Raw genomic sequence first — 16,685 nt, forward strand, 5'->3', positions numbered from 1 at the left:
TCACCAATAGCTTGGCGGCTCCCACCAACCCGGGAACAATTGCTTTCACTCGAGTACCCCGTCGGCGCGAGCGAGCAGCGCGGCAGGAATTTCGATGTCAAATGTCTTTGCAGTTTTGAGGTTGATGAAAAGTTCAAACTTGGTGGGTTGTTCGACCGGCAAGTCAGCAGGCTTTGCGCCTTTAAGTATCCTATCCACGTAGGCGACGCAGCGCCGGTTGGAGTCGATAATGTCCGCTCCATATGACATCAACCCGCCGAGTTGTACAAACTCTTTTCCCATGGCCATTATAGGAAGCCGATGCTCTGTCGCGAGGTCGACAATGCGCTTTCGTTGATTGAAAAGCATCGGGCTCGGAAATATGAGAAGGGCATCGGCACGCTCTCCGGCAACCGCTGAAAACGAGCGATCCAAATCGTCGGGGACGTGCACAGCAACAAGTCGAAGGTGCACTGCCAAGGTGAGTGCCGCCTCGTTTGCTTCGTTCATCATGTCGTTCATCGTGCGCTCGCCGTAGGCGCCGGGATGCCATAATGCCGCGACTTGCGAAGCCGTGGGTAGCGCTTCCTTGAGCAGGGCTAGGCGCTTAGGGACAAGCTGCGGTCCAAGGAAAGTTAACCCAGTGATGTTCCCTCCCGGTCGAGCGAGACTAGCAACGAGCCCGTCTCCAACAGGATCGCCCATAACCGGAACGACAATGGGAGTATTGCTGGTTGCTTGCTGCACGGCACGCGCGGCCAGCGAATTTGATGCGACGATGAGATCCACATTAAGGCGTATCAGTTCACTTGCGAGAACCGGAAACCGATCGACGTTCAAGTCCGCCGCTCGGACCTCTACGATCACGTTCTGACCAGCGATATAGCCGTATTCGCGCAGTCCCTGATCGAAGGCTTTCAGGATTGCGCGCGCCTCGAGAGATTCAAGCGAACCCGTCACCAGGAAGCCAATTCGCGGTACGTTTTTGGGCTGCTGCGCCCAAACCACGAGCGGCCACGCTGCTGCTCCGCCAATAACACCAAAAACGTCCCGCCGCTTCATGGGCTCCCTCATCGTCGGGAAGCAGCATCGTATCGGCTAAAACGAGTACATTGATAGGCGGAACCCAGCTTCGCTATCCCAAATTGGGACCGCTCACGTCTGGTCAAATGGACGCGTTCACCCGTCGGGAGTGGATCGTTACCGGTGCAGCAACCCGAGCCGGTCCAAAAAATGTTTCGGGGGCGACGCTGCAAACCTGGCATTTGGTCTCGTCCAGCCACTCCCTCTTCATGTCGCTCTGCTTAAGGTCTTCCTTGGACAGGGCGAGATGGTTCGGAACTTCCCGGGCCAGCTCTTGTCATGGTGGCCGATGTGGCGGCCCCCAGAGGGGTAGGTCAGGCTTCTGGCGCGGTCACCCCCGCAGACCGCCGCTGAACTTGCACACGCGACGCCGCGGATTTCGCAACTTTTTTTGCCCGTGACACTTTTTGGAAACTTGCGGCCTAAACTCTATGACTGAGCGGCCGGTCTCCGGCGCGAAATTTCTAGTAAGTTGCCTATACCCCTACCCTCTGTTGCAAATCGGCCCCGTGGCCAACGCAATCAAGCGCTTACGCGCTAAAACAGGCGCGAAGGAAATCAGTGGAAGGCAAGTGGGACAGGCCGCCAAAAGTTGGCGGGCAGTCTCTCGGATGGCCGGAAGATGCTTGCGCCAGTGCTCTAGTTCTAACGTACCTACACTGGCGCACAGCACCAGCTGTGCCAGTCCCCCTAAGGGTGGTACTGGCGCACTGGCGCAAGTGCAAAAAGGGAAATTACTGGCGCACTGGCGCAGGTACTGGCGCAAAGTTATCCTGGCCCAGGGCGGACCACATTTTTCGGGTGACGGCGGTGGTCTTCTTCCTCCCTGACCACCAGCGCTCCATTGGCAATCAGGCCGCCGAGTATCTTCGCGGCATGATCGCGGTCCCCCTTACTCTCGCGGTTCAGCCCGAGGGCGTCCATCACATGGAAGCCAGCCCAACTACTGGAGTTTCGAGCGACTAAGGAGGTCTGGTTTTTTAGCCTAACCAGAATATTTTCCATCTGGTTCGGCGCCACATCGCCGACAGCCTTCTCTGCGGTCTCGGCTCTTGAGGGCCAGTTCCATGGCGTCACAACACCAACATGGTCCTGAGGCTTCTGCAGGCCATCACTATTGCCAAGTCCAACGCTCTCCAGCTTGCGCCAGGTGCGGCGATTGTCTTGCTTCGTCATGTTCGCTTTGCCGCTGATGACATAGAAGTGGCTGGAGGTATCTTGCGGAGGAACGCCCGCCTCCTTCGCCTGCTCCGGCGACATTCGGTTTAGCAGCCTCACAGAACGGGCGGCGCCGATAAGCGCCACAGCTCCTCGGGCATCATCGATCGTGGCTTCTTTATTCTCGTTTAACTTGCGTAGGTGGTGGACAAGCTCAATCGAACAATTCGTGCGATCGGCAATCTGTCCCCACAGCTTCGCGACCCTATCAATCGCGCCGTTGTCGTTTTCATTCACCCTGTGCGATGACACAAACGGGTCGACAATCATGGCATCGATCTTGTTCGCCATGATGTGTTCAACCACCGCCTCCACGATGGGCTGGCAAGGATCGACGCCCCTTCTGGTTTCTTCCATAAGGACAAGCTCCTGCTCCCGGCCGACGTCCAGGAATAGACCAACAATGTCATCCGGTTTCAGTTTGTAATGAAGGCGAGTAGCCTCGATACGCCGCTCCATCTCGTCGCGCGGATCTTCGCCATTGAACAGTGCGACACGCAGCCGTTCTGACAGCCCACCATCGCCATCATACGCCAGAAGCGGCTTGCCGGACACCATCGCCAGCGCCTCAACGATGCTGTTGGATGTCTTGCCCAGCCCGCCGGGCGAGACGGTCACCGAGACATATTTACGGATGTAATGCTGCGCGAACAGCCAATCGCGGCGCGGGAGTTTGGTGGGGTCCCGCGGCACGTATGGGGTTAGGGCGAAGGCAGGCTTGCTGGTGCCGCCGCTGTTGTTGTCGTTGGCGGGATCGGTGGCCGGAGTGGCCTCGGCCTCGACAATATCGCGCGCGGCAATTGCCTGCCTGACAATCTTGAATATCTCGGGATCGATCTCTTCAAATGTGGGATCATCGGCCGTCATGCCGATCGGCTCAAGTGTCGCCGGATCCTTCCACTCAAACGGCGTGATGAGTCTAGCTTGCGAGGCGGGCATTGTGCGATGGTCCATTCACGGTCATGTACTTAATTGTTGCGTCGGCGATTGCCTCGACTGCGTCACGGTCGAAGGCGCATGTACGGCCGTGGTCGTTGCTGAGTCCAAAAACCCGGAATGAGCCATCCACGGCGCGCGATACGCGTAGACCGTAGAGTCTGATGCCGGGTGATGTCTCGACGTCGATATGTCCGACTATTGGTGCTCGCCCGGGTCGGGCAGACAGTATCCTCAAATGTACCTCTCCTCTGTGTATCGGTGCGCACGGCCGCAGATCACTCGCTCGCCGTCAACAGCGTAGAACGCGTACTCCTCCCGGACGACAACACGATCCGGCTCGCGCTCACGTGGCGGGAACATGCGGTAGTAGTCGGCAATCACCTGCTGTCCTGCGGTCATGCACTTCACCTCCGTTGGCTGCGTTCAAGAACTAGTGCGGATCCAGCGGCAAAACACTAAAAGCCGCCCCTTAGCTATTTGGTGGCCGGCGCGGCAAAGCTGCGGGTGCTCTCGGCTAGGGCCGATCGTGCAGTAGGAATAAATACGGCCGGCGAGGAAAATACTCAGGGTGCCCTCAAAAAAGAGGGTCGGGACAAGACCGGCGGCGCCCCTAGACGCGTCGCGCGCGCCAAGGACGGCGATACTTTTCGTCGATAGGAAATTTACGGATGCCCGCGCCTTGAGGCGCGCCAGTAACCGACCAGCGCGCGCCACTCAAACACCACGACTATGATGCCAATCAACGTCGTCCCGAGGCCGGACATTATCAAAATCGTTTCGAGCATCGAATCACCCCGCAATGGGCGAGGTTCCTAAATACAATAGATCGTTGTTCCGAGCATTATCTCGGTGCTTGCAACCCCGGCGAGGTCAGCCACTGGGTCATGTGTGAGCCAGTCTCCGCCTGTCGCGCTCTACGAAGCGCGGCTTCGCGCAGTGGGCCATGGGGGAGTAATTCGGCCTCTTCACGGAGGCGCCTGGCTTCTTCGGCAAGCCGTTCTTCAAGTGAGCTGGTCTGCTTCACTTTGCGGCGCTCTGTCATGGGGCGCTCCTTGAGCCATTAAAACCAACTCCATAACGGCACCATCTACAATCAGTTCCATTAGCGAAACTGCGCGGTGCACCGAGGCCGTCCTCGTTTCGTTCCGCTCAAGTCGTGCCTCGGTTTGAAATTTGACGGCTTCTAAGAAAGTTCGCGGCGGCTTCCGATTGCCTTAGAATCTGCTGGCTTTGCTCTATGATTTGCCGGGTCTGTTTCACCGTTTCAGAGATTTGCTGCGCGGATTGCCGGACATCGAGGACAAGCCTTCGGATCTGTATCGCTTGCCGGTCTTCCTGATCAGCCATAATGAGTTCTCGTCGAGCAACTCGCTAATCCTGCACAGTTTGAGCCGTTCCTATAGGGGGCACGATGAGGCACCCGAACGCATGCGGAACGCCTCGAACGATTCCGGGACTTTTTCCGGGACTCTACGTCTTCAATCCCGGACTTTTGCCCAGTTTTGAGCGGCTTTTGTCCACAGCGTCTCCAATGACCACGCCAAAAAAACCAAGCGATTCAATGGCTTTACGGGTGGAAACACGGCTCACGCGTTTGGTGCGTTCAATCTCTGGAAGCTCGGATGCACCAGCGCTTCCGGCGCGACCGCGAGCACGATCAGCGCGGCGACAGCAAGCGTGCGGAAGGTGATGGCGCGGCGATCGACCATCACCGCGATCAGCACTACCGCGGTCATGAAGAACGACCTTTGCGTCGCGACCTCCGCGCCTGACAGCAGCAGGTAGAACGCAGCGGCGACCAGCGCGGCGGCGGCCGACCATTTCTTGATGGCGAAGCCGGCCGCCAGTCCGGGGATCAGAGCGAGCAGCGCGCGCACCGCGAAGAACACGACACCGGCCACCACGGCCATGTGATAACCGGATATCGAGAGCACGTGGCCGAGCCCGGAGATGAACATCGCATCGTTGACGGGCGTGGTGATCGCATCGCGCCGCTCGGTGAGCAGCGCGGTCGCGATCGCCCGGTTGTCGCCGTCGAGCGTCGCGCGGATGCGGGCATCGATCGCATCGCGCAGGCCTTGCATGAAGGCCGCGTAACGCAGCCGCAAGCCGCCGGTCTCAGGCGGCGGCGCCACCGTGATGGCGCCCATCGCGAAGCCGGAGGCGCCGATGCCCTGGAAGAACATGTCACGCGAAAAGTCGTAGCTGCCGGGCCGCACCGGCGCGAGTGGCGGCATCAGCCGCGCCTTCAGCTGAACGAAGCTGCCGACCTCCGGCGCCGTGCCCTTGCGGACCGACAGGCGCACGCGCTCGAGCCTGACGTCGCTGCGCTGCGCCTCCATCGCGGTGACGCGCAGCACGAACCTGTCGGTACGCTCGCGGATGTCGCGGGCTTCGACGAAGCCCGACAACGATACCGAATAGAGCGACTTTGCCAGCACCGGGTGAGCGATGCGCGCCGTCTTCCAGGTCGCGACGGCAAAGCCGGCCGCGACCGCCGCGATCATGATGGCCGGGGCGAACAGCCGGCTCCGCCGCAACAGAGCCGCGCCAAGCAGGAGCGCGATGGCGGTCGCAGCGACGACCCACAGCACCGGCTCATGATCGGCGGAGAAATAAAGCGCGATGCCGCAGCCAAACGCTACGGGCACCCACGGCAACAGCCGCCCGGCGCCGGCCTCGGCGCGTAGCCACGCGCGGAGGGTCTCGGCCAGCGATGTCCAGAGGTCGAGGCCTGCAGGCGCGAGGCCGCCCGCGGACGCGGCGCGGCCCGCGGGCCACGTCCCCGCAATCCCCTGCGACCGTACTGGCCGGCCCGGCTCCGCCATTCCCTGCACTCGATGATACGCAACGAAGGCCGAAGCTACCGGAACGTGCAGGCGGGCGGATAGCGGTACGGATCAGGAACGAAAGGGCGCGCCCCCTACTTTTCCTCTTCCATCGTCACCGCGACATCCGCCTTGGCCGACAGCCGGACCTTGTTGCCCTCGATGTCGGCGACGAGGCCCTTGTCGATGAAGTGATGATGCCCCTTGTGGCTGCCCTCGCCGCTGTCCTTCTTGGTCAGCTTGATGCGATTGCCTTCGACCTTGTCGACCGTGCCGATGTGGACGCCGTCGGCGCCGATGACTTCCATGTGTTCTGCGATGTTCTGCATGGTGGGTTCCTTGTTGGGCCCACCCCAACGCGCGAGGTGCACATTCGTTCTCTCACGAGAATGACGAAGCCGTGTGCCCCGCTGGTCAGATCAGCGGCGTCTGCGACGAAGCATGGTGATTGACGATCTTCCAGTCGCCGTCCTCGCGCATGATGACCCAGCTCATCTTGACCGAGAAATCGGGGCGTTCGCCGGCGAGATTGAACGAGATGGTTGCGGCCATATTGATGAGATCAGGAGCTGCCTGCGCCGCATACACCTCGGAGAAGACCGCGCTCGGCTGGCGCCAGCGCGGCAGGCCGTTGAATAGTCTGCGACGCCATCCCTGCCCCGATAGAGCTTTGGGTTGGAGCCGAAGAAGAAGGCGTTCTTCGAATACAGAGACGAGAGCGCCGCGGCGTCGAGCCTTGCGAAGCCGGCGCGCCATTTCGCGATGATGGCGGAAACGGTGGCGTCGGCTTCGTCGCTCATTGTGGTCTCGCAGCCCTTTTCAGCCCTTCGCGACTTCCTTCGCGAACGTGTCGCGCAGACCAATGGTCCTGGAAAATACCGGCTTGCCGGGCGTCGAGTCTTTGTCGCGCACGAAATAGCCCTGACGCTCGAACTGCATCGGCTCGGTCGAATTGCTCTCGGCGACCGATGCTTCGACGCGGGCATCAGCTAGAATTTCCAGCGACTGCGGATTGAGATCGGCGGCGAAGTTCGAGGCGTCCGGGCTCGGGTTGGCAAACAGCTGGTTGTAGATGCGGATTTCCGCGGGCACGGATGTCGCCGCCGACAGCCAGTGCATGGTGGCCTTGACCTTGCGGCCATCGGGCGCGTTACCGCCTTTGGTCGCGGGATCGTAGGTGCAGCGCAGCTCCACCACCTCGCCGGCATCGTTCTTGATCACGCCGGTGCATTTGACGAAATAGGCGTAGCGCAGCCGCACCTCGTTGCCTGGCGACAGACGGAAGAACTTCTTCGGCGGGTTCTCCATGAAGTCGTCCTGCTCGATGTAGAGCTCACGGCCGAACGTGACCTTCCGGGTGCCGGCAGAGGGATCGTCCGGATGGTTGATCGCCTCGAGCTCCTCGGTCTGCCCTTCCGGATAATTCTCGATCACGACTTTTAGCGGCTTCAGCACCGCCATCCGCCGCTGTGACGTCCGGTTCAGCTCCTCGCGAATGCAGAACTCGAGCATGCCGACGTCGACGACGCTGTTGGCTTTCGCCACGCCAATGCGCTTGACGAATTCGCGAAGGGCGGCCGGCGGCACGCCGCGGCGGCGCATGCCCGCCATCGTCGGCATGCGCGGATCGTCCCAGCCCGCGACATGGCCCTCGCGGACGAGCTGGGTCAGTACGCGCTTGGACAGCAGCGTGTAGGTCAGGTTCAGCCGCGCGAATTCGTACTGGTGCGGCTTCGATGGCACCGGCAGCTTGTCGATGAACCAGTCGTAGAGCGGCCGATGGTCCTCGAACTCCAGCGTGCAGATCGAGTGCGTGATACCCTCGATCGCGTCCGACTGGCCGTGCGCATAGTCGTAGCTCGGATAGATGCTCCACTTGGTCCCGGTGCGCGGATGGTGCGCATGCAGGATACGGTACAGCACGGGGTCGCGCAGATTGATGTTGCCCGCACCCATGTCAATCTTGGCCCGCAGCACGCGCGCCCCATTCGGGAATTCGCCCGCCTTCATGCGGCGGAACAGGTCGAGGTTTTCATCCACGGTGCGATCGCGGAAGGGCGAGTTCTTGCCGGGCTCGGTCAGCGTGCCGCGCGCAAGACGAATCTCCTCCTGGGTCTGGTCGTCGACATAGGCGAGCCCGTCGCGGATCAGCTGCTCCGCCCATTCGTAGAGGCGGTCGAAATAGTCCGAGGCGAAGAACAGGTTCTTGCCCCAGTCGAAGCCGAGCCAGCGCACGTCTGCCTGGATGGAATCGATATATTCCTGCTCTTCCTTGACCGGGTTGGTGTCGTCGAAGCGCAGATGGCAGCGGCCCGGAAACTCCTGGGCGATGCCGAAATTGAGCGCGATCGACTTGGCGTGGCCGATATGGAGATAGCCGTTCGGCTCCGGCGGGAACCGGGTCACGATCTCCTTGTATTTGGCCTGATCGAGGTCGGCCTGGATGATGTCACGAATGAAATCGCGCCCAACCTCGTTCGCCACCGGTTCTGTCATTACGAAAATCCTGTAGGGAAATCAGCGGCCCTTCTGCCAAATTCGAGCCCCTAGGCCAAGCCCCATGCCCACCGTCCGGTCAAACTTCGGCGATTTTGGCACGCACGCGCTCGATGAAGGCAGCCCGGGATGCCAAGGTGGAGCGATCCATATCGTAGTGCGCCAAATAGAACGACCGAACGCCGGATCCACACATCGGTTTCAGTGCCCTAAGCAACACCTTGCGGCCGGGGTCTTGCATGACGATCCGGCTCAACCACCACGGTGAGCCGTAGCTCGTCACAACGCCGAACAGGCGGATGTTGGTCAGCAGCGGCTTGATGCGCCCACCCTTCAGATCGTGGGCGAACGCCGTACCCGGCGCCCAGACCCGGTCGAAATAGCCCTTGAGCATGGCAGGCATCGAAAACCACCAATGCGGAAAGCAGAAGATAATGCCGTCGACGCGCCGTACGTGCTCGATGAGGCTCGCCACCGCGTCCTCTGCATAGGGGCCGTGATAGTAGCTGCGCCGCTCCGCCTCGGTCATCTCCGGGGAAAACCCCTCGCGGTAAAGGTCAGTCGCGATCACTTCGTGTCGAGTTTTCAGCGTCTCGACGATGGTATGGAACAGTGCATGGTTGTAACTGTCCGCGAGCGGATGGCTATGAACGACCTGGATTAGCATTGGCACAATCTCCCGCGCCTATGATACACGGTCGCCAATCAGCCACCTCCCTTATCCCGCGCGGTCAATGAACACCTCTCCCGTCGTCACCCGCTTTGCTCCCTCGCCGACCGGCTTCCTCCATATCGGGGGCGCGCGCACGGCCCTGTTCAACTGGCTCTATGCGAAGAAGCACGGCGGCAAGATGCTGCTCCGGATCGAGGATACCGACCGGGAGCGCTCCACGGAGGCGGCGATCGGCGCCATCCTCGACGGGCTGAAATGGCTGGAGCTCGGCTGGGATGGCGATGTCATCTACCAGTTCAGCCGCGCCGCCCGCCACCGCGAAGTCGCCGAGCAGCTGCTCGCCGAGGGCAAGGCCTATCGCTGCTACGCCACCGCCGAGGAGCTCACCGCGATGCGCGAGAAGGCGCGCGCAGAGGGGCGCACCCGCCTCTATGACGGCCTGTGGCGCGACCGCGATCCGGCGACGGCCCCAACCGACGTGAAGCCCACCATCCGGCTCCGCGCGCCCCAGACCGGCGAAACCGTGATCGAAGACCAGGTCCAGGGTCGCGTGGTCTGGCAGAACGAAAACCTCGACGATCTCGTCCTGCTGCGCGGCGATGGCAACCCGACCTACATGCTCGCAGTGGTGGTCGACGACCACGATATGGGCGTCACCCATGTCATCCGCGGCGACGACCATTTGATCAACGCGGCCCGCCAAAAGCAGATCTACGACGCGATGGGCTGGACGCTGCCGAGCATGTCTCACATCCCCCTGATCCATGGCCCGGACGGTTCGAAGCTCTCCAAAAGGCACGGCGCGCTTGGCGTCGATGCCTACCGCGCCATGGGATACCTCCCGGCCGCGCTCCGCAACTATCTCGTCCGGCTCGGCTGGAGCCATGGCGACCAGGAAATCTTCTCGACCGAGGAGATGATCGCAGCCTTCGACCTCGCCAGCGTCGGCCGCGCAGCAGCGCGCTTCGATTTCGCCAAGCTGGAAAACCTCAACGGCCACTACATCCGCAATGCCGACGATCAATCACTCGTGAAGATGTTCGAGGACGTGCTCGACCACGTCGTGCCCAGCCGCGACGAGATTAAGGCCAAGTTAAACGACGCCACGCGCGCGCAGCTCCTGAAGGCCATGCCGGCCCTGAAGGAGCGCGCCAAGACGCTGATCGAGCTGATCGACAGCGCCTATTTCATCTTCGCCGACCGGCCGCTGGAGCTTGATCCAAAGGCGGCAGCGCTGCTGACGCCCGAGAACCGCAAGCTGATCGGCCAGCTTCATTCCGCGCTGGAGAAAGTCGAGACTTGGAGCGGCGCCGCCACGGAAGCCGCGCTGCGCGCCTTTGCCGAGGAAAACAGTCTCAAGCTCGGCGCGGTCGCCCAGCCGCTGCGGGCGGCGCTGACCGGACGGACGACGTCGCCCGGCATATTCGAGGTTTTGGACGTCCTGGGACGCCAGGAAAGCCTGGGCCGGCTTAAAGATCAGGCCACGGAATAGGCCGAGGACCGCGCTAAGGACCGGGGCCAAGAACCAGGCTACGACGTAAGTCGACCATGCGTGGCGCCATCTTGCAGCGCACACAGCAATAATATACCCATCTCAGCCGTACCTTCTGGAACATCCGGCCTGCCCCGCGATATCTCATCGGGGCCTCCGGGTCCGGCCCGTTTCACCATACATCGGGGACCTCTGATGGACGCAAAACCAAGCAATAAGACCGCCACACTGACGGTCGGAAACAAGAATTTCGATCTTCCGATCCACAGCGGCAGCGTCGGGCCCGACGTCATCGATATCGGCAAGCTCTACGGCCAGTCCGGCCTGTTCACCTACGACCCGGGCTTCACCTCGACCGCGAGCTGCCAGTCCAAGATCACCTATATCGACGGTGACGCGGGCGTGCTGGAATACCGCGGCTATCCGATCGAGCAGCTCGCCGAGAACGGCGACTTCCTCGAGACCTGCTATCTGCTGCTGTTCGGGGAGCTTCCCACCGCCGCGCAGAAGAAGGATTTCGACGATCGCGTGATCCATCACACGATGGTGCACGAGCAGATGGCCCGCTTCTTCCAAGGCTTCCGCCGCGACGCCCATCCGATGGCGATCATGGTGGCGGCTGTCGGCGCGCTCGCCGCGTTCTATCACGACTCAACCGACATCAACGATCCGAAGCAACGCATGATCGCCTCCATGCGCATGATCGCCAAGATCCCGACGCTGGCTGCGATGGCCTACAAGTACACAGTCGGCCAGCCCTTCGTGTATCCGAAAAACTCGCTGAAGTTCGCCGAGAACTTCCTGCACATGTGCTTCGCCGTGCCGTGCGAGGAGTACAAGATCAACCCGGTGCTGGCTGACGCGCTGGACAAAATCTTCATCCTGCACGCCGACCACGAGCAGAACGCCTCGACCTCGACGGTGCGTATCGCCGGCTCCTCCGGCGCCAACCCGTTCGCCTGCATCGCCGCCGGCATCGCCTGCCTGTGGGGCCCGGCGCATGGCGGCGCCAACGAAGCAGCGCTGGCAATGCTCGCCGAGATCGGCTCGGTCGACAAGATCCCCGAATTCATCGCCAAGGTGAAGGACAAGAACTCTGAAGTCCGCCTGATGGGCTTCGGTCACCGCGTCTACAAGAACTATGATCCGCGCGCCAAGATCATGCAGAAGATGTGTCACGCCGTGCTCAAGGAGACCGGCCATGGCGACGATCCGATGCTGAAGGTGGCGCTCGAGCTCGAGAAGATCGCGCTCAGCGACCAGTACTTCATCGACCGCAAGCTCTATCCGAACGTCGACTTCTATTCGGGCATCACGCTGAAGGCGATGGGCTTCCCGGTCTCGATGTTCACCGTGCTGTTCGCGGTCGCCCGCACCGTCGGCTGGATCAGCCAGTGGAGCGAGATGATCGAGGATCCGCAGCAGAAGATCGGCCGTCCGCGCCAGCTCTACACCGGTGTCACCAAGCGCGACTACGTCGCGATCAACAACCGCAAGTAAGGTCGAGCCCATCACGGCTTTCGAAGCGGCGCCATCTCCGGATGGCGCCGTTTTTGTTTTGCGCCGACACAATCTTGCTGCCGCGCACAACAACAAGTCGGCGCAATGCGTCGGCGATCGCTTGACAGCCGAAATGCTCCGCGCGCATTCTTACACTAAGTAAGAATGCCGACAGGGATGGAAATGCCGGAGCAGCCGAGAAGTCGGCGGCAGACGCGTGCTGCCATTTTGACTCATCTGCTTCAGTCAGGCGGGTCGTTTCGCCCGCCGCTGGCCAAGACCGTGCGCCTGTCGGAAGCGAGCCTGTCGCGCATCCTGTTCGACCTGAAGGCCGAAGGCCTGATCGAAGAAGTCCGGCGCCCTGCCCCTTACGTCGGTGGCCCGACCGGCCTCGTGTCGCTCGATAAAGCGGTGGCGCTCGCGGCGTTTGAGCTGACCACCCAGCGGCTCAGCGTCGGCGTCGGGGGCCTGTCGGATGAGCTGCGCTATACCGGGCATGTGCCGCTGCCGAAGACGCCGACCGTCGCGGCCGTAGGCCAGGCGTTTCGCGAGGCGATGACATTGCTGCGCGAGTGGACGCGGCGCCGACGCATCCCCCTCGCACAGATCGGTGTCTCCATTCCGGGTCTCAGCCGGCTGGGCGCGCCAAGCAATCCGATCATTCCCTGCGACATCGGGCGTATCAACGAGATGTTCGGCGAGGCGTTTGCCGGGGTGCCGGTCGAGTTCACCAATTCGGTCGTCGCGCACGCCATCTTTCACCGCTGCCGCACGGAGAATTATCCCTTCAGCGGCGCACATCTCTTCGTCTTCGTCGGCCAGGGCGTTGCGGGCACCTGGATGGATGATCCGGTCGAGGACGATGCCCTCCAGCCGGTCGAGCTCGGCCACATGGTGTTCGAAGCCGACGGACCAATTTGCCGCTGTGGTCATCATGGCTGCGTCGAGGCCTATACGTCGCTTCCCGCCCTGGCCGAGCTTCTTGGCGTCGCGGAAGCCGAGTTGCTTCAACTCGGCAGCGAATGGGTGACCGCGATACCGCTCTCGTCGCGCGTGCGGCAGGAATTGCGCCAGCGGCTGTTCCGGCTTGGACTTGCGATCGGCAACACGCTGAACGTGAAGCCATGCAAGGGCGTCGCGATCAGCGGCTGGCCGTCGCTCCTCGCCGAGGACGATCGCAGCGCGCTCGTCGAGGGGATCGACGCCTGTCTGTTGGGCGGCCGCAATCACGCGCAAGTGTCGCTCGCTTTCGTACCGCCGTCGAATGGCAACGATCCGCGGGCGGCGCTGGCATTCGCGGCTTTCTGCCTCGCTTGCCGCGGCGGCATGCCGGGCGCATCGATCGAGGCCGCCTGAGACACCTGATGCCGCGCGGCTCTCGCGCGAAAGAGTTCACACCGGGAGGAACTTGCCATGCCGATCACCACAACAAGGCGCCAACTGCTCGCCGGATCCGCTGCTGCCCTTGCGCTGCCGGCATTTGCCCGCGCGCAAGGCGCGATCAAGCCGCGTCTGACTGCGATCTCGCAATGGTCCGCAGGCAGCGATGGGGCCGCCATCACGGCGCTCGGCAAGAAGTTCGAAGAGAAAGGCGGGGTTTGGCAGCACTCGCCCGTCCCCGGCTTCACCACCGAGATGATGAACAAGCTGCGTGCCCAGATCATGGCCGGCGACCCACCGGCCTGCTCGCAGCTCAAGGGCCCCGAGATCGCGGCCTGGTCGAAGATTGCCCCAACCGTCGATCTCGATGCCGTCGTCGCTGCCGCCGGCTACGAAAAGGTTGTCGCGCCTGACCTTGCAAAATTGCACAAACCGGGAGGCAAGTGGATTGCACTGCCGTTGCAGATCTACAGCACCAACATGCTGTTTCTTTCCAAACGCGCGATGGACAAGGCCAAGGCTGACAAGGTCCCCGTCACATGGGCTGAGTTCAACGACCTCGCTGAGAAGATGAAAGCAGGCGGAGTCCCCTATCCCATCGCCAACGGTGGCACCCGCCCGGACGACGGCCAGAAATTCGAGGCCGCTTTGGCAGGCATCAGTCCCGCCGCATACCGCGCAGCCATCATGAATCTCGACAAGAAGGCCCTGGAGGGCCCCGAGATAAAGGCTGCCTTCGTCCAGGTCCGCAAGATTGCCGACTGGATGGACCCCAACGTCGGCGCCCAGCACTTTTCGACCAACCTGAAGCGCTTTGTCGAGGGCGACATGGGCATGATGATCATGGGCGGGTGGGCCCAGGGCGTCTTGCGCAACGCCGGCTTCAAGTTCGAGGACTTCATGATCGCTCCCGGCCCGAGCGACAACAGCAAGCCGGTCTTCCTGTTGAATGCCGATGCCTTCATATTCTGGCAGCGGAAGGAGCCCGACCTGCAGGCCGGCCAGACGCTGATGGCCCAGCTCGTCATGGATCCTGCGATCCAGACCATGTATTCGCAGATCACGGGATCGATCCCCGTGCGCACCGATGTCGATCTGTCGGGCGAAGGCTGGTCGGACGGTCAACGGCGGACCGCAGCAGCCCTCAAAGACGCGATCGCCAGCAATCAGGCCGTCCTCAGTCTTGCGCACAACATGGCGCAGGAAAACGGCATGACCGCAGCGATGATCGACGTGATCACGGAGTACGTGAAGAACAAGACGATCAAGCCGGAGCAAGCGGCCATACGCCTCGCCGAGGCCGTCGAGAGCTCACGTTGACCATCGCCGTCTCGACAACACCGCGCCGGCCGGCGGCCCCTGACTGGGTACGCCGGCTGCCCGAATATTTGACGATCTGGGTGCCGCTGCTGCTGTCCGCCGCGCATCTCATTGCGTTTACGCTGTGGACGATCTGGATATCGTTCACGCCGTCCACTCTGGTCCCGGTCTCGGGCTGGGTCGGTTTGCGTAACTATTCTTCGGTTGCAGCATCGCGGAACTGGCAGATTGCCTTGGACAATCTGCTGCTGTTTGGCAGCGCCTTCGTATTACTGAGCCTGGCGACCGGTCTCATTCTTGCGATCCTGCTCGATCAGCGTATTCGCGGCGAGAACCTGCTGCGGTCGATCTTCCTCTATCCTCTGGCGGTGTCATTCGTGGTCACCGGCACGGTCTGGAGTTGGTTGCTCAATCCCGGCCTCGGGATCCAGAAGCTGGTTCGCGACCTAGGTTGGACCACCTTCCGGTTCGACTGGCTGATCGACCGCGACATGGCCATTTGGACCATTGTCATCGCCGCGATCTGGCAATCTTCCGGTTTTGCCATGGCGCTGTTCCTGGCCGGCCTCCGCTCCGTCGACGCCGACCTGATCAAGGCCGCGCAAATCGACGGCGCCGGACCGATCCGAATGTACCGGCGGGTCATCCTGCCGACCCTTTGGCCGATCACCATCACCGTCATCGTCATCCAGCTGCAGTTCGCGATTTCGACCTTCGACCTCGTCCGCGCGCTCACCAACGGCGGTCCCGGGATCGCCACCCAGCTGCCGGCCCTCGTCGTCTACGACCTCATGTTCCAGCGGAGCCTGCTCGGACGGGGAGCGGCGGCGGCGGTGCTCATGTTGCTCATTCTTCTCGCGGTTCTGCTGCCCTATGCAGCGTGGCGTTATGTCCAGCGGCGGCGGGCGATCCATGCGTGAGCGAACCATCGCGCCAGGCCGGATTCTGATCTATTTCGTGGTGTCGCTGATCGCTGCGGCATGGCTCGCGCCATTGGCCGTTGTCGTGCTGAACTCGCTCCGCACCAACGAGGAGATCGCGCAGGCCTCGATGATCGGCTGGCCGAAGCAATGGGCATGGAGCAACTACGCCGCGGCCTGGAGCGGTTTCTGCGTCGCCGAGACCTGCGCCGGCATCCGGCCGTACATGCTGAACTCCGCGCTGGTCACGATTCCCGCGACGATCTTCTCCACCCTGCTCGGTGCTGTCGCCGGTTACGCCATTTCGCTCTGGCGTTTTCGCGGCGATAGCTGGATCTACGGCATCGTGACTCTTGGCCTCTTCCTTCCCCAGCAGATGCGCTTGCTTCCCTGGACCATCGTGTTGCGCGATACGGGCCTGATGAACACGCTCACGGGCCTGGTCGTGATCCACACGATCCAGGGACTCTCCTTTACCGTCTTGTTCTGCCGAAACTACTACACTGCCATCCCGCAGGATTTGATAAGAGCTGCGCGCATCGATGGCGCTGGGTTCTTTCGCATTTTCTGGCGCATCATCCTGCCGCTCTCGCCGCCTATTCTGGTCGTCACCGTGATCTGGCAGTTCACGCATATCTGGAACGAGTTTCTCTACGGCGTGACATTCACGACCGGTCAGCAGCAGCCGGTCACCGCCGCACTGATCGCGCTATCGGCCGCCGTTGCCGACATCCCGCAGCATGGCGTGCAAAGCGCGGCGGTGATGATCGCCGCCCTGCCAACCCTGCTGATCTATCTGATCGGCGGCAAGTATTTCGTGCGCGGCCTCACCGCCGGCGCCGTGAAATGATCGGATC

13 protein-coding genes and 2 pseudogenes are annotated in these 16,685 nt (G+C 61.9%); 6 read left to right on the forward strand and 9 right to left on the reverse strand.

Annotation, left to right across the window (positions count from 1 at the left end; all coding sequences use genetic code 11):
* Positions 1-45: 45 nt before the first annotated feature.
* From ABIB90_RS17975 to ABIB90_RS18015, 9 genes and pseudogenes are all read right to left on the reverse strand, one after another.
* Positions 46-1,041: an ABC transporter substrate-binding protein gene (locus ABIB90_RS17975; protein ID WP_354164251.1), complete on the reverse strand. Its 996-nt coding sequence runs from the start codon at positions 1,039-1,041 to the stop codon at positions 46-48.
* Positions 1,042-1,830: 789 nt separating this feature from the next.
* Complete coding sequence (locus ABIB90_RS17980; RefSeq protein ID WP_354164248.1) at positions 1,831-3,219, reverse strand: AAA family ATPase; 1,389 nt, start codon at positions 3,217-3,219, stop codon at positions 1,831-1,833.
* Positions 3,220-3,450: 231 nt separating this feature from the next.
* The gene (locus ABIB90_RS17985) at positions 3,451-3,618 is read right to left on the reverse strand and encodes a hypothetical protein (RefSeq protein WP_354164245.1); all 168 of its coding nucleotides are present in this window, start codon (positions 3,616-3,618) and stop codon (positions 3,451-3,453) included.
* A 750-nt stretch (positions 3,619-4,368) separates the two neighbouring features.
* Positions 4,369-4,566 (reverse strand): hypothetical protein, encoded by a 198-nt coding sequence (locus ABIB90_RS17990; protein WP_354164242.1) that lies wholly within the window; start codon positions 4,564-4,566, stop codon positions 4,369-4,371.
* 263 nt (positions 4,567-4,829) lie between these two features.
* Positions 4,830-6,047, reverse strand: a pseudogene (locus tag ABIB90_RS17995) (ComEC/Rec2 family competence protein); the annotation flags it as partial.
* Between the two features lie 95 nt (positions 6,048-6,142).
* Complete coding sequence (locus ABIB90_RS18000) at positions 6,143-6,376, reverse strand: DUF2171 domain-containing protein (RefSeq protein ID WP_007610829.1); 234 nt, start codon at positions 6,374-6,376, stop codon at positions 6,143-6,145.
* An 85-nt stretch (positions 6,377-6,461) separates the two neighbouring features.
* A pseudogene (locus ABIB90_RS18005) lies at positions 6,462-6,847 on the reverse strand (YybH family protein).
* A 19-nt stretch (positions 6,848-6,866) separates the two neighbouring features.
* Positions 6,867-8,543: a glutamine--tRNA ligase/YqeY domain fusion protein gene (locus ABIB90_RS18010; protein ID WP_354164238.1), complete on the reverse strand. Its 1,677-nt coding sequence runs from the start codon at positions 8,541-8,543 to the stop codon at positions 6,867-6,869.
* 79 nt (positions 8,544-8,622) lie between these two features.
* Entirely contained in the window at positions 8,623-9,210 is a 588-nt protein-coding gene (locus ABIB90_RS18015; protein WP_354164235.1) for an NAD(P)H-dependent oxidoreductase, read from the reverse strand.
* 67 nt (positions 9,211-9,277) lie between these two features.
* On the opposite strand from ABIB90_RS18015, the gene gltX reads away from it, so the two are divergent.
* From gltX to ABIB90_RS18045, 6 genes are all read left to right on the forward strand, one after another.
* Positions 9,278-10,708, forward strand: coding sequence for a glutamate--tRNA ligase (gene gltX, locus ABIB90_RS18020; RefSeq protein ID WP_354164232.1), 1,431 nt, complete (start codon positions 9,278-9,280; stop codon positions 10,706-10,708).
* A gap of 195 nt (positions 10,709-10,903) precedes the next feature.
* A complete protein-coding gene (gene gltA / locus ABIB90_RS18025) occupies positions 10,904-12,208 on the forward strand; it encodes a citrate synthase (RefSeq protein WP_007603656.1) in 1,305 nt (434 codons plus the stop codon).
* A 177-nt stretch (positions 12,209-12,385) separates the two neighbouring features.
* A complete protein-coding gene (locus ABIB90_RS18030) occupies positions 12,386-13,564 on the forward strand; it encodes an ROK family transcriptional regulator (RefSeq protein ID WP_354164326.1) in 1,179 nt (392 codons plus the stop codon).
* A gap of 57 nt (positions 13,565-13,621) precedes the next feature.
* Positions 13,622-14,908 (forward strand): ABC transporter substrate-binding protein, encoded by a 1,287-nt coding sequence (locus tag ABIB90_RS18035; protein ID WP_354164227.1) that lies wholly within the window; start codon positions 13,622-13,624, stop codon positions 14,906-14,908.
* Positions 14,905-15,828: a carbohydrate ABC transporter permease gene (locus ABIB90_RS18040; protein ID WP_354164224.1), complete on the forward strand. Its 924-nt coding sequence runs from the start codon at positions 14,905-14,907 to the stop codon at positions 15,826-15,828. The genes ABIB90_RS18035 and ABIB90_RS18040 overlap by 4 nt, the downstream gene beginning before the upstream one ends.
* Positions 15,821-16,678 (forward strand): carbohydrate ABC transporter permease, encoded by an 858-nt coding sequence (locus ABIB90_RS18045; protein ID WP_354164221.1) that lies wholly within the window; start codon positions 15,821-15,823, stop codon positions 16,676-16,678. The genes ABIB90_RS18040 and ABIB90_RS18045 overlap by 8 nt, the downstream gene beginning before the upstream one ends.
* The last annotated feature ends 7 nt before the right edge of the window (positions 16,679-16,685 follow it).

Source organism: Bradyrhizobium sp. JR4.1 (assembly GCF_040548605.1).
GTDB classification, from domain to species: domain Bacteria; phylum Pseudomonadota; class Alphaproteobacteria; order Rhizobiales; family Xanthobacteraceae; genus Bradyrhizobium; species Bradyrhizobium canariense.

Bases quoted from the DNA above. Each gene is read 5' to 3' on its own strand.
- ABIB90_RS17980 (WP_354164248.1), bottom strand. From the start codon at position 3,219: ATGCCCGCCTCGCAAGCTAGACTCATCACGCCGTTTGAGTGGAAGGAT.
- ABIB90_RS17990 (WP_354164242.1), bottom strand. From the start codon at position 4,566: ATGGCTGATCAGGAAGACCGGCAAGCGATACAGATCCGAAGGCTTGTC.
- gltX (WP_354164232.1), top strand. From the start codon at position 9,278: ATGAACACCTCTCCCGTCGTCACCCGCTTTGCTCCCTCGCCGACCGGC.
- ABIB90_RS18015 (WP_354164235.1), bottom strand. From the start codon at position 9,210: ATGCTAATCCAGGTCGTTCATAGCCATCCGCTCGCGGACAGTTACAAC.
- ABIB90_RS17985 (WP_354164245.1), bottom strand. From the start codon at position 3,618: ATGACCGCAGGACAGCAGGTGATTGCCGACTACTACCGCATGTTCCCG.
- ABIB90_RS18000 (WP_007610829.1), bottom strand. From the start codon at position 6,376: ATGCAGAACATCGCAGAACACATGGAAGTCATCGGCGCCGACGGCGTC.
- ABIB90_RS18030 (WP_354164326.1), top strand. From the start codon at position 12,386: ATGGAAATGCCGGAGCAGCCGAGAAGTCGGCGGCAGACGCGTGCTGCC.
- ABIB90_RS18045 (WP_354164221.1), top strand. From the start codon at position 15,821: ATGCGTGAGCGAACCATCGCGCCAGGCCGGATTCTGATCTATTTCGTG.
- gltA (WP_007603656.1), top strand. From the start codon at position 10,904: ATGGACGCAAAACCAAGCAATAAGACCGCCACACTGACGGTCGGAAAC.
- ABIB90_RS18035 (WP_354164227.1), top strand. From the start codon at position 13,622: ATGCCGATCACCACAACAAGGCGCCAACTGCTCGCCGGATCCGCTGCT.
- ABIB90_RS18010 (WP_354164238.1), bottom strand. From the start codon at position 8,543: ATGACAGAACCGGTGGCGAACGAGGTTGGGCGCGATTTCATTCGTGAC.
- ABIB90_RS17975 (WP_354164251.1), bottom strand. From the start codon at position 1,041: ATGAAGCGGCGGGACGTTTTTGGTGTTATTGGCGGAGCAGCAGCGTGG.